10 protein-coding genes are annotated in these 13,266 nt (G+C 64.5%); 4 read left to right on the top strand and 6 right to left on the bottom strand.

From position 1 onward, the window contains the following. Window positions 1–377 precede the first annotated feature (377 nt). Window positions 378–1,928 carry a hypothetical protein gene (locus KUW00_RS18725; protein ID WP_222569847.1) on the top strand — a complete coding sequence of 517 codons (1,551 nt, stop codon included), beginning with the start codon at window positions 378–380 and terminating at the stop codon, window positions 1,926–1,928. 111 nt (window positions 1,929–2,039) lie between these two features. On the opposite strand, the gene KUW00_RS18720 is transcribed toward KUW00_RS18725, so the two are convergent. The 5 genes from KUW00_RS18720 to leuC all read right to left on the bottom strand — a co-directional run bounded on the left by KUW00_RS18720 (window position 2,040) and on the right by leuC (window position 7,343). Continuing rightward, window positions 2,040–2,627: a uracil-DNA glycosylase gene (locus tag KUW00_RS18720; RefSeq protein WP_222569846.1), complete on the bottom strand. Its 588-nt coding sequence runs from the start codon at window positions 2,625–2,627 to the stop codon at window positions 2,040–2,042. 208 nt (window positions 2,628–2,835) lie between these two features. Continuing rightward, window positions 2,836–3,948, bottom strand: coding sequence for an aspartate-semialdehyde dehydrogenase (gene asd / locus KUW00_RS18715; RefSeq protein ID WP_045992648.1), 1,113 nt, complete (start codon window positions 3,946–3,948; stop codon window positions 2,836–2,838). 127 nt (window positions 3,949–4,075) lie between these two features. Further along, a complete protein-coding gene (gene leuB, locus KUW00_RS18710) occupies window positions 4,076–5,146 on the bottom strand; it encodes a 3-isopropylmalate dehydrogenase (RefSeq protein ID WP_222569845.1) in 1,071 nt (356 codons plus the stop codon). Window positions 5,147–5,240: 94 nt separating this feature from the next. Next, on the bottom strand, window positions 5,241–5,894 hold the full coding sequence (gene leuD, locus KUW00_RS18705) for a 3-isopropylmalate dehydratase small subunit (RefSeq protein ID WP_045992650.1): 654 nt from the start codon (window positions 5,892–5,894) through the stop codon (window positions 5,241–5,243). Between the two features lie 3 nt (window positions 5,895–5,897). After that, window positions 5,898–7,343, bottom strand: a complete 1,446-nt coding sequence (gene leuC / locus KUW00_RS18700) for a 3-isopropylmalate dehydratase large subunit (RefSeq protein ID WP_045992651.1) — start codon at window positions 7,341–7,343, stop codon at window positions 5,898–5,900. A 265-nt stretch (window positions 7,344–7,608) separates the two neighbouring features. Between leuC and KUW00_RS18695 the strand changes: the two genes are divergently transcribed. Then, the gene (locus KUW00_RS18695; protein WP_222569844.1) at window positions 7,609–8,514 is read left to right on the top strand and encodes a LysR family transcriptional regulator; all 906 of its coding nucleotides are present in this window, start codon (window positions 7,609–7,611) and stop codon (window positions 8,512–8,514) included. A 24-nt stretch (window positions 8,515–8,538) separates the two neighbouring features. Then, window positions 8,539–9,864, top strand: a complete 1,326-nt coding sequence (locus KUW00_RS18690; RefSeq protein ID WP_409996304.1) for a hypothetical protein — start codon at window positions 8,539–8,541, stop codon at window positions 9,862–9,864. Window positions 9,865–9,920: 56 nt separating this feature from the next. Here KUW00_RS18690 and KUW00_RS18685 read toward each other — a convergent pair whose 3' ends face one another. Then, window positions 9,921–10,433 (bottom strand): zinc ribbon-containing protein, encoded by a 513-nt coding sequence (locus KUW00_RS18685; protein ID WP_045992653.1) that lies wholly within the window; start codon window positions 10,431–10,433, stop codon window positions 9,921–9,923. 231 nt (window positions 10,434–10,664) lie between these two features. On the opposite strand from KUW00_RS18685, the gene leuS reads away from it, so the two are divergent. After that, a complete protein-coding gene (leuS, locus tag KUW00_RS18680) occupies window positions 10,665–13,241 on the top strand; it encodes a leucine--tRNA ligase (protein WP_222569843.1) in 2,577 nt (858 codons plus the stop codon). The last annotated feature ends 25 nt before the right edge of the window (window positions 13,242–13,266 follow it).

Raw genomic sequence — 13,266 nt, 5'->3', positions numbered from 1 at the left:
AGTGCGACCTTGGCCTTGAACTCACCGCTGTGCTGTCGACGTTTCCTGCTCATGATCAGGGTCTCCTGGTCGGTCTGATCAGAGCTTAGCGCCTGGTCCGAAATCTGGGGACCACTTCACCCGTCGCTATCGATCCCTCTTACGACAATGACATAAAAACCTCTCATTCTTGACATTTTTGCTTCTGACGTCTGCCTATACCACTGATTGTATTACTACCAAAGCATCCCTCCCCTAACCAATAGCCCCCCCCGCCCATGAGGATAGAAGCAGGCGACTGGGTGCGGGGATTCTTCCTTCAGCATACTCTTCCTATTCGCCAGAGCGTCGGATTCCCTGCAAACACCCTTCATCACTTACCGGCAAGGATTTTTACCATGAAATCTGGCTTGGATAGTTTCGTTGCCGTGCCCATCCTGTCGCCCCCGTTCGAGGAAGAAGACGATATCAGTACGGTTGCCAGCGTGGATGAGGATGGACTTCCCGGCGGTAATCTCGAAGGCCCGAGCGACCTTGGCGGGTCTGCGACGGTGGTCACCGGCACCATCCCCTACAGCTTTGGCAGCCTGGGAGCGGCAGATTTCGCGCCCTTCTCGTGGTCGTCCAGCGGCCTGCCGAGCCTGTCGTCCCAGGGCGAAGCGCTACACTACGTTGTTTCACCCAGCGGCAAGACCCTGGCAGCCAGGACCCTGGACGGCCAGACCGTCTTGCACCTGACCGTGACCGATATCGATACCGGGGCCTATCGCCTTGCCCTGCGCGCACCACTGGATTATCCCATCACAGGTAACGAGGATGATCTGGCCTTCTCGGTCAAGTACACCATTCGCGACAGCCAGAACAATCAAGCATCTGCCAGGGTAGGCATCGTGGTTGACGATGACTCCCCGACAAATACCATCGATTCACCCGTCGCCGTGGACGCTGGCGACAACGTGACCGGCTTCTGGCGCCAGCGCGGCGGCGCCGATGGCGTCGATTCCACCAAGGTGACCCTGGCCGGTAGCACCACCGAGTTCGACCTGGATCAACGCATCTTTACTCCACAGGGAAGCCTGACGGTCAACTCGGACGGCAGTTTCACCCTGAACGCGAGCCCCAACATCACCTCAGACACAGAGCTGGTCTTTCAGATTGTCACCACCGATGGTGATGGCGATAGCGTGGCAAGCGAGGGTCGCATCAGCGTCAATGCAGCACTACTGTCTGACGATCGCCCAACGACGCCCTTGAGTGATGGTGACCTTGCAACCTCATCGCCACTTGCCTTGCTCGATGAGGATGGCCTGCCGGGTGGCGAGCCCGGTGGAATCGGCGACATACCCGGCGAAGCAACCGTCGCCATGGGCAACCTCGGCTACGACTTTGGAGACGACGGCGCCGGCGACGTTGTCTGGGAAACCCACAACCTTCCTGATATCCGGTCCGGTGGCACAAGGATCGACTGGCAGCCAGGCGCTGAGGGCAAGCAGCTGACCGGACTCGACGCCGATGGCAGGACAGCACTTCACGTCGAGCTGCTGGACGTGGAGGACGGTACCTACCGCGTCACCCTGGCTCGCCCGCTGGACCATGGTGGGGTCAATATCGAGGACAATCTGGATCTAAGCTTTGGCTACCGGATCACCGACAGCGACGGCGACAGCGCCCTGGGTGAGCTGCTCGTGCGCATCAACGACGACTCGCCGGTGAAGGGACGATCAAACCAGGACACTCCCGCAGCCGAGCCACTCGATATCGCCGAGCTTCTCGATGACGGCGAGAGCGCTGGCAAACTCACTGACCCCGCCATCACTCCCATCTTGGCCGATGATCCGAGTCCCTCGCCGGTAACGGCGCAGACCTCTCTCGATAGCGAGATGGCTCCAGCGATCAAAGACGATCTGCGCACTCTGCTGGAGGATACGACGATCCCTGCCGATATCTAAGGCGTGCACCAGAAGTGCCTTGGCTCATCGACCTTTCGAATTGTGACTGACACACAGTCAGACCGCGCCCTGCAAGCAGGTCAATCGAGCGGTCCGCTTCGGGAGCGCTTTCTAGCGAGCAGGGCCGGCAGTATCCAGCCGACTCATCAGCTGCCTGAGGCCGCGCTCGAACTCGGCCTTGCCGCCGTAGGAAGGGTGACGCAGGGCGACGACCTCGCGCTCGGGAAAGGCAGCCTGGGCTGCCAGGGTGCCCTTTCGCCCTACCCCAGCCACCATCGTCGGCGTCGAGTGGGCAGCGACCAGCTGGTCCAGCCGCCTGAGCCAGTCGATGCCTTCGCGCAGCTCTGCTGCGCGTGGCGCGCGGTTGCTGTGCGTCCGCGCTATTTGATGGGGGTGGAAGGGAAAGGCGTTCCACACCAGCGGCGTCAGCCCAAGACGTGCGAAGCACTCCCAGGCGATGGTGGCGGTGGCTTCGCTGCCGCCCTCCGGTACCAGGGCGAGGTGCGGTTTCAGCGTCTCGATAAGGGGATGCTTACAAGAACGCAGTAGTGCCGGGCTCGACAACGGGATTCCGGTCTCGCCACCGCCCTTGAAGCCCAGTGCTTCGGCCACCAGCAGCAACCTGGGCCGTCCAGCGGCGGTCGTTTCCCTGGCGTGTTCCTGGATCAGCTCGAGATAGGCCTTCAGGTTGTCGGCCAATGGTTTCTTGCGCCAGGGATTGGCAACGTCTGGCCCATCCGGCCGTCTGCGCAATCGCCTGACGAATGAACGAACGGTGGTCTTTCCCAATCGCCCTGCTCCGGTGCTGATCGATCATGTAAATAACGCGATGGGCCCGCACATCAGAGGCCCTGAACGACGTCGGGGCGCCCAAAAGGCGCCCCGACGAACCGATAGTGCTTAGGCCTTAGCGCTCGCGCAGTACCTTGAGCATGCGCTTGAGCGGCTCGGCGGCGCCCCACAAAAGCTGGTCACCGACGCTGAAGGCGCTGAGGTACTCACCGCCCATGTTCAGCTTGCGCAGACGACCCACCGGGATGCTCAGGGTGCCGGTGGCAGCGGTCGGCGTCAGCCCATCGATGGTGGCGTCCTTGTCATTGGGGATGACCTTGACCCACTCATTGTGGCTGGCGATACGCTCTTCGATCTCGTCGAGCGGCACATCCTGCTTGAGCTTGATGGTGAACGCCTGACTATGAGAGCGCATGGCGCCGATACGTACGCACAGGCCGTCGATGGGGACCGGGCTGTCCTGGCGACCGAGAATCTTGTTGGTCTCGACGTAGCCCTTCCATTCCTCGCGACTCTGACCGTTATCAAGCTTGGAATCGATCCACGGCAGCAGGCTGCCGGCGAGCGGCGCACCGAAGTTGTCGGTGGGGATGGCGCCAGTACGCATCGCCTCGGTGACCTTGCGGTCGATGTCGAGGATGGCGCTGGCCGGATCCTTGAGCTCGCTTGCCACGCTGTCACGCAGGCCGCCCATCTGGTTGAGCAGCTCGCGCATGTGCTTGGCGCCGGAGCCGGATGCGGCCTGATACGTCATGGAGGTCATCCACTCGATCATGTCCGCCTCGAACAACCCGCCGAGGCCCATCAGCATCAGGCTGACGGTGCAGTTGCCGCCAACGAAGGTGCGCGCACCGGCGTCAAGCTGAGCGTCAATCACCTTGCGGTTGACCGGGTCGAGCACGATGGTGGCGTCATCGCTCATGCGCAGCGTGCTGGCAGCGTCGATCCAGTAGCCCTTCCAGCCGGCACCGCGCAGGTCTTCATAGACCTTCTTGGTGTAGTCGCCGCCCTGGCAGGTGATGATCACGTCCAGCGCCTTGAGCGCTTCGATGTCGAAGGCGTCCTTCAGCGGAGGCACGTCCACACCCACGTCGGGGCCGGCCTGACCGACCTGGGAGGTGGTGAAGAAGACCGGCTCGATGCCGTTGAAATCTCCATCTTCCACCATCCGCTGCATGAGCACGGAACCCACCATGCCACGCCAACCGACGAAACCGACTTTCAACATGTGAAGTCCTCCAGAAATCGAGTGAGGCAATCATTATACAGAAACCGGCAGCACCTTTCAGATGCCACCGGCACAGTCAGGATAAGCGACGCCCGATTGCCGGGCGCCAGCACCATTAACAAAGGCGTTAAAGCGCCGCCAGCACCGCATCCCCCATCTCACTGGTGGACACCTGGCGGGTACCCGGATAGGCGATGTCGGCGGTGCGCAGGCCCTGATCCAGCACCTTGCCCACCGCAGCCTCGATGCGCTCGGCCATGGCCGGCTCGTTGAGCGAATAGCGCAGCATCATCGCCACCGAAAGGATAGTGGCCAGCGGATTGGCGATACCCTGACCAGCGATATCCGGGGCGCTGCCGTGGCAAGGCTCGTACATGCCCTGGCCGCTTTCGTTGAGCGAGGCCGACGGCAGCATGCCGATGGAGCCAGTCAACATGGCGGCGGCGTCGGACAGGATGTCCCCGAACATGTTGCCGGTCACCACCACGTCGAACTGCTTGGGCGCGCGCACCAGCTGCATGGCGGCGTTGTCCACGTACATGTGCGACAGCTCCACGTCCGGGTACTCGGCGGACAGCCGCTCCATCACCTCGCGCCACAGGATGGTGACCTCCAGTACGTTGGCCTTGTCGACGCTGCAAAGCTTCTTGTCACGCTTGCGCGCCATCTCGAAGGCCACCCGGCCGATACGCTCGATCTCGCTCTCGCTGTAGACGTAGGTGTTGAAGCCGACGCGCTCACCGTCACGCTCCTCGACGCCGCGGGGCTGGCCGAAGTAGATACCACCGGTCAGCTCGCGCACGATCATGATATCGAGCCCGGACACCACCTCGGGCTTGAGGGTCGAGGCCTCGGCCAGCTGCGGATACAGGATCGCCGGGCGCAGGTTGCCGAACAGCCCCAGCTCCTTGCGCAGCCCCAGAAGCCCCTTCTCGGGTCGCTTGGAAAGGTCCTCGATGGTGTCCCACTGAGGGCCGCCTACGGCCCCCAGCAGGATGGCGTCCGCCGAACGCGCCTTGGCCAGGGTCTCCTCGGGCAAGGGCACGCCGTGGACGTCATAGGCGCCGCCGCCTACCAGCGCTTCCTCCACTTCCACGTCGAGCCCCTTGGCCTTGAGCGCCTCGAGCACGCGGCTGGCCTGGGCGGTGATCTCGGGGCCGATGCCGTCACCGGGAAGGACAAGAATCTTGCGGGTCATGAGATGGGGTTCCTGAAAGCTGGCAGAAAGATGAAGATCGAGAGAATCGTAAGCCCCGCCATCGGGCGGGGCCCGCTGTCGATGACAGACAGGTCTACGCCTTGGCCGGCTCGCGGAACAGCCAAGGGCGAGCGGTGCGATGACGCGCCTCGAAATCGGCGATGGCGGCCTCGTCCTTGAGGGTGATGCCGATATCGTCGAGGCCTTCAAGCAGGCAGTGCTTGCGGAAGGCGTCCACCTCGAACTCGAGGATCTCGCCGCCGGGGGTCACCACACGCTGGTGCTCGAGGTCGATATCGAGACGGTAGCCCTCGTTGGCTTCGACCTCGGCGAACAGCCGGTCGACCTGCTCTTCAGGCAGGGTAATCAGCAGGATGCCGTTCTTGAAGGCATTGTTGTAGAAGATATCGGCGAAACTCGGCGCGATGACCGCGCGGAAGCCGAAGTCCTCCAGCGCCCAGGGCGCGTGCTCACGGGAACTGCCGCAGCCGAAGTTGCGCCGTGCCAGCAGCACCTGGGCACCCTGATAACGCGGCTGATTGAGTACGAAATCCGGGTTCAGCGGGCGCTGGCTGACGTCCTGACCGGGCTGACCCTCGTCGAGGTAGCGCAGTTCATCGAACAGGTTGACGCCGAAGCCGGTACGCTTGATCGACTTCAGAAACTGCTTGGGGATGATCAGGTCGGTGTCGACGTTGGCCCGATCCATCGGCGCGACCAGACCCTCGAGGCGTTCGAACTTTTGCATGGCTCAGGCCTCCTGGCGAGCGGTGGTGGAATCAAACTGGCGCACATCGACGAAGTGGCCGGCGATGGCGGCAGCGGCGGCCATGGCAGGGCTGACCAGGTGGGTGCGACCACCGTAACCCTGACGCCCCTCGAAGTTGCGGTTGGAGGTGGAGGCGCAGTGCTCGCCGGCACCGAGCTTGTCGGCGTTCATCGCCAGACACATGGAGCAGCCGGGCTCACGCCACTCGAAGCCGGCCTCGATGAACACCTTGTGGAGCCCTTCCTCCTCGGCCTGGCGCTTCACCAGACCGGAGCCCGGGACGACCATCGCCAGCTGGATGCTGTCGGCGACCTTGCGACCACGGGCCACCTTGGCCGCCTCACGCAGATCTTCGATGCGTGAGTTGGTGCAGGACCCGATGAACACCTTGTCGAGGCGGATATCGGTGATCTTCTGGCGCGGTGACAGCCCCATGTACTCAAGCGCCCGGGTAATGCCGGTGCGCGCGGTGTCGTCATCGGCCTCGGCGGGATCCGGGACCTCACCGCTGACACCGGTAACCATCTCGGGGCTGGTGCCCCAGCTGACCTGAGGCTCGATGGACGCGGCGTCCAGCGTCACCACCTTGTCGAACACGGCGTCGGCATCGGAGACCAGCTCGCGCCAGTCGGCCACGGCGGCGTCCCACTGCTCGCCGCTGGGGGCAAAGGGGCGCTCGGCCAGATACTCGATGGTGGTGTCGTCCACCGCGATCAGGCCGACCCGGGCACCGGCCTCGATGGCCATGTTGCACACCGTCATGCGACCTTCCATCGACAGACTCTCGATGGCGCTGCCGGCAAACTCGATGGCGTAGCCGGTGCCACCGGCGGTACCGATCTCGCCGATGATCGCCAATACAACGTCCTTGGCGGTGACGCCCTCGCCCAGCTCGCCTTCGACGCGCACCTGCATGTTCTTCATCTTCTGCGCCAGCAGACACTGGGTGGCCAGCACGTGCTCGACCTCGGAGGTGCCGATGCCATGGGCCAAGGCGGCAAAGGCGCCGTGGGTGGCGGTATGGGAGTCGCCACACACCACGGTCATGCCCGGCAGCGTCGCACCCTGCTCGGGGCCGACCACGTGGACGATGCCCTGGCGCGGGTCATTGATGCGAAACTCCTCGATACCGAAGGCCTCGCAGTTGTCGTCAAGCGTCTGCACCTGGATCAGTGATACCGGATCCTTGATCCCGCTGTTGCCCTCGGAACGCTCCTTCACGGTGGTCGGCACGTTGTGGTCCGGGGTCGCCAGGTTGGCGTCCAGCCGCCACGGCTTGCGCCCGGCCAGACGCAGACCTTCAAAGGCCTGGGGCGAGGTCACCTCGTGCAGCAGTTGACGATCGATATAGATCAGCGCGGTGCCATCATCGCGCTCCTTGACCAGGTGCTGCCGCCACAACTTGTCGTAGAGTGTCTGGCCTGCCATGTGGTGTCTCCTCCGGGGGCTTGGCTCCAGGCGCCACGCTGGCGGTGGGCCTGTCGGTCGTTCTGAAGCCGCCCCTCTCGATTGATCGAAAACGGTCGTTTGCCGGTCCCGCGGACCTTGCCCGGGGATGGGATAGGTCGAGTGTCGCGCCACTCGCCAATAAAATCAATTCATGTTATTTATTCAAACGATTCCCAAGTGGAATACATCATTACCCGGCAAATCGTCGCCACTTTTCCTCGTCATCCGCCCCGGGAGCACCGCCATGGATACCCAGAGCCTGCAGGCCTTTCTCGCCGTGGCCGACAGCGGCAGCTTCTCCCGCGCGGCGGAACAGCTTCACCTCACCCAGCCGGCCGTCAGCAAGCGTATCGCCAGCCTGGAGGCACTGACGCGCGCCCGCCTGTTCGACCGTATCGGCCGCCGCGTCAGTCTGACCGAAGCCGGACGGCTCCTGTTGCCGCGGGCACGCCAGATCCTGGTCATGGTCGACGACAGCCGCCGGGCCCTGAGCAACCTGAGCGACGAGGTCAGCGGCGAGTTGACCCTGGCCACCAGCCATCATATCGGACTGCACCGGCTGCCGCCGGTGCTGGGCAGCTACGTCAAGCGCTACCCGGAGGTGCGCCTCGACCTGCGCTTTCTCGACTCCGAGCAGGCCTACCAAGGCGTGCTGGACGGCGATATCGAGGTGGCCCTGGTGACCCTGTCAGCCCACCCCGACCCTCAGCTTCGCGCCACCAGAGTGTGGGTCGACGACATGACCTTCGTTGCCGCCCCGGAGCATCCGCTCGCCCGGGAGAGCCGCGTAACCCTGGCGACCCTGTGCGAGCATGACGCCCTGTTGCCGGGGCCACTGACCTTCACCCGCCAGCTGATCCTCGAGCGGCTGGCCAGGCACGGTCTGACACCACGGGTGGGACAGTCGACCAACTATCTGGAAACCCTCAAGATGATGGCCTCGGCCGGGCTTGGCTGGAGCCTGTTGCCCGACCCCATGGTCGAGCGGGACATCGCCGGCGAAAGACTGGTCCGACTGGCCCTCGAGGAGCCTGCGATACAGCGCCCGCTCGGCTACCTGGTGCACCGCGACCGCACCCTGTCCAACGCCGCCCGCTCACTGCTCGAATGCCTCGACCAGGAAGCCGTGGCAGACCCCGCCTCACCTTGAGCGCACCACCACAGGGACGTCTGAATGACCCGCATGCCTCTCCCTCCACCGCGACACCGCCTGGCCGGCGCACTGACGTTGGCGGGCCTGCTGACGCAGATCGCAGGCCTGGGCCTCGACGGACTGCCGAGCTGGAGCGTCAGCCTGCCCTTGTGGGCCGCCAGCCTGCTGATGTGGCCGGACATTCCCCGGCGCAATCAGTGGCAGGCCGGCGTGCTGGCAGTGCTGGGGCTTGCCTTTTTGGTGCTGGCGGTGGTGGGCTTTGACGCCACCCCCGATATCACCACCTTGCTCGATGGCAACGCCTTCGTGGTGGCCATGCTGGTAGGGGTGAGCTTTATCGCCTTGATCGGGCGCCCCTCGGAGGGACCACCGAACAGCGAACCGGTGACCGGGCGCCGAGGTCTGGCCGGGACCTGGCTGGGGGTGCAGCTGCTCGGGGCCATCCTCAACCTGTCCGCGGTCTTCATGGTCGGCGATCGCCTGGAGCGCCGCGGTCGTCTGCTCGAGGTTCAACTACTGGGGCTCAACCGAGGGCTTTCCAGCGCCGCCATGTGGTCGCCGTTCTTCGCCGCCATGGGCGTGGCGGTCTCCCTGGCTCCATCGCTTGAATACACCACGGTGCTGGCCGCCGGACTGCCGCTGGCCTTTGCCGGCGGACTCTACAGCGTGTTCGAACTGTCACGCCGCTTCGACGTCAGCGAGGTCCCCGGCTTTTCACTGTCCCCCCGCAGTCTGCTGATGCCGGCCAGCGTGGCCGGACTGGTGATGGTGTTTCACTACGTCATCACACCGTCTCTGACCATCGTCAGCATCATCACCTTCCTGATGCCGACACTGGCGTTGGCCGCCAACCTGGCCAGGGGCGCTGCAGCGACCCGAGAACGCCTTGTTCGCCACCTCCATTATCGACTGCCGGGCATGCGCGGCGAAATCACCCTGTTTCTGTGTGCGGGACTTCTGACCAAGGGACTCTCGATCCTGGTCGCCGCCGCCACCAACGGTGACTGGACGCTGTTTGCCGACTTTGGCGTGGGGCCTGCCATGCTGAGTTATGTGGCCATCGTTGCCAGCGCCATTGCCGGCTTGCACCCGATCATCGGCATCTCGGTGCTGGCCTCGATGCTGGATCTGGATGGCCCCCACCAGACCCTGTTCGGTTTCGTCGCCCTGGCATCCTGGGGCGTGGGCACCGCCGTCGGCCCGCTGTCGGGCATCAACCTGTCACTGCAGGGGCGCTACGGGATCAGTGGCTATCGCATGATGAAGCACAATCTACACTACGCTCTGGTCATGTCGGCGCTGGTGCTGGTGGCGATCGCCTGCCTGGCCCAGGCCGTCTCGGCCTGAGCCGTACGCCAGACGATAGCCACCTGATATTGCGCGGACGGCGCGTTCGGCGGACGTCAGCCGACGCGCCCAAAGTAGCGATGGCCGCACTGATGGCAGGGCTCGATGCGCTTGACCCCGTGCAGTTCGACCACGGCGTCGCAGTGCACGCAGGACATGCGTCCCGGCGCCGCCAGTTCGCCGGCGGTGTAGTCGGCACGGGAGGCCTCAAGGTCGTCCTCGAGCTGCTCGCGCTCGATCACGCTGCGATCGGCGATCGACAAAAGCGAGTCGACCACCTTGCGCGACAGGATGGTCAGGTCGATGCCGAGCCAGCTGGCCACGCCCTCGCCGCCGGCAGCCAGGTAGCGCCGCATGTCCTTAAGATCACGTTCGACCCAGGCCCTGAGCAGCGCCAGTTCGTCCTTGGTGTACTCCTCGAGCTCCGCCTCGAACTCCACGGCGTCATCGAGATCCTTCTGCAGGTTGTCCCAGGTGAGGTCCTCGGCCCCTTCCTTGAGCCGGGCCAGTACCCGCTCATAGCCGTCGCGCAGACGATGTTCGCCGGACGAAGAATGTTGATCACTCATGACGGTGTCCTCCTTGATGCAGACAAGGACCGCTCGGGGTAACCCGAACGGAACACTGGCGGCCCACCATAGCCGGACCCCGGGCTGCTGGGGTATCCTTGCGGGCATCATTGCCGCGCCGGTGACAGGGCCGCATCAACCTTGATTCTGCACAACCCTGCCGCCGGACGATACCCATACCCTGCGCGCCGCCTTGGGCGCGCCTTGATTGCAAGGTACTCGAAGACCGCGATGGACGCCCAGTACAAGCCCCACGAAATCGAACACGACGCCCAGCAGTTCTGGAATGAAAACCAGTGTTTCAAGGCGATCGAGGATCAGGATCGCGAGAAATTCTACTGCCTGTCGATGTTCCCCTACCCCAGCGGCAAGCTGCACATGGGGCATGTACGCAACTACACCATCGGCGACGTGGTCAGCCGCTTCCAGCGCATGCAGGGCAAGAACGTGATGCAGCCGATGGGCTGGGACGCTTTCGGCATGCCGGCGGAAAACGCCGCGATCAAGAACCAGGTACCGCCGGCCAAGTGGACCTACGAGAACATCGACTACATGCGTGCCCAGCTCAAGGCGCTGGGCTTCGCCTATGACTGGGATCGCGAGTTCGCCACCTGCGACAGCGACTATTACCGCTGGGAACAGTGGTTCTTCACCAAGCTGGTGGAAAAGGGCCTGGTCTACAAGAAGATGTCCACCGTCAACTGGGACCCGGTGGATCAGACCGTACTGGCCAACGAGCAGGTCATCGACGGCTGTGGCTGGCGCTCCGGTGCGCCGGTGGAGCGCAAGGAAATCCCGCTGTGGTTCTTGAAGATCACCGACTACGCCGATGAGCTGCTGGCGGATCTGGACAAGGTCGAGTGGCCCGAGCAGGTCAAGACCATGCAGCGCAACTGGATCGGCAAGTCCAAGGGGGTCGAGCTGGCCTTCGAAGTCGATGGCGACGAGCCGCTCAGGGTCTACACCACCCGCCCCGACACCCTGTTGGGGGTAACCTACGTGGCGGTGGCCGCCGGCCACCCGCTGGCGATCAAGGCCGCCGAGGGCAAGCCCGAACTCGCCGCCTTCCTCGAGGAGTGCTCCCACGGCGGCACCTCGGAAGCCGAGCTTGCGACCATGGAAAAACGCGGCATGGCCACCGGCTTCGAGGCCATCCACCCGCTGACCGGCGACCGTGTGCCGGTATATGTCGCCAACTTCGTGCTGATGGAATACGGCACCGGTGCGGTGATGGCGGTGCCCGGCCACGACCAGCGTGACTGGGAGTTCGCCACCAAGTATGAACTCCCGATCCGCGCGGTGATCGCCGACGCCGATGGCCAGGCCCCGGACCTGTCCCAGGGCGCCTGGGTCGAGCACGGCAGCCTGATCAACTCCGGCGAGTTTGACGGCCTCGACTTCCAGGCGGCCTTCGACGCCATCGCCAGCCGCCTCGAGCGCGACGGCCACGGCGAGGTCAAGACCAACTACCGCCTGCGCGACTGGGGCGTGGCCCGCCAGCGCTACTGGGGCGCGCCGATTCCGGTCAAGTACGGCCCCGAGGGCCAGACCGTGCCGCTCACCGACGACGAGCTCCCGGTGGCGCTGCCGCTGGAGGTCACCGTGGACGCTTCCGGCTCGCCGCTCAAGAAGATGCCGGCGTTCAGCGATCTGGGCGATGGCTGGACCCGCGAGACCGACACCTTCGACACCTTCATGGAGTCCTCCTGGTACTACGCACGCTTCTGCTGCGCCGACAACCCGGAGGCCATGCTGGACGAGCGCGCCAACTACTGGCTGCCGGTGGATCTGTACATCGGTGGCATCGAGCACGCCATCCTCCACCTGCTCTACGCCCGCTTCTTCCACAAGCTGATGCGCGACTTCGGTCTGGTCGACTCCGACGAGCCGTTCCAGCGCCTGCTGACCCAGGGCATGGTGATCGCCGAGACCTTCTACCGCCCCGAGGCCAACGGCGGCAAGGAGTGGTTCAACCCCGCCGACGTCGAGGTCAAGCGTGACGACAAGGGACGCCCGCTCAGCGCCACCCTGATCAGCGATGGCCAGCCGGTGGAGATGGGCGGCATCGAGAAGATGTCGAAGTCCAAGAACAACGGCGTCGATCCCCAGGCCATGATCGATCGCTTCGGTGCCGACACCGTGCGCCTGTTCATGATGTTCGCCGCCCCCCCGGAGCAGTCACTGGAGTGGTCCGACTCCGGCGTCGAGGGCGCCCACCGCTTCCTCAAGCGGCTGTGGCGTCTGGTCGCCGAGCATCTGCAGGCCGGTACGCCGGCAGCGCTGGATGCCGCCGCCATCGCCTCGCTCGACGACGCCCAGCGCGAACTGCGCCGCAAGACCCACGAGACGATCAAGAAAGCCGGCGATGACATCGGCCGCCGCACCACCTTCAATACCGCCATCGCCGCGGTGATGGAGCTGACCAACGCCATCGCCAAGTTCGGCGATACCAGCCCTCAGGGCCTGGCGGTCAGCCGCGAGGCGATCGAGGCCTGCGTGCTGCTGCTGGCACCGATCACGCCCCACGCCTGCCACGCACTGTGGCGCTCACTGGGCCATGACGGTGCGGTCATCGATGCCACCTGGCCGGCGTTCGACGAAAGCGCCCTGGCGCGCGACAGCATCGAGCTGGTGGTGCAGGTCAACGGCAAGCTGCGCGCGCGCCTCGAGGTGCCCGCCGACGCCGACAAGGCCGCCGTCGAAGCACTGGCACTGGCCAACGACAACGTCCAGCGCCATACCGACGGCAAGACCCTGCGCAAGGTGATCGTGGTGCCGGGCAAGCTGGTCAACATCGTCGCCAACTGACAGCTCGCGGCGGGCGTCTCGCCCG

The organism is Halomonas sp. DP5N14-9, assembly GCF_019802175.1.
Classification (GTDB): domain Bacteria; phylum Pseudomonadota; class Gammaproteobacteria; order Pseudomonadales; family Halomonadaceae; genus Halomonas; species Halomonas litopenaei.
This window is presented reverse-complemented; position numbering and strand designations above follow the sequence as displayed.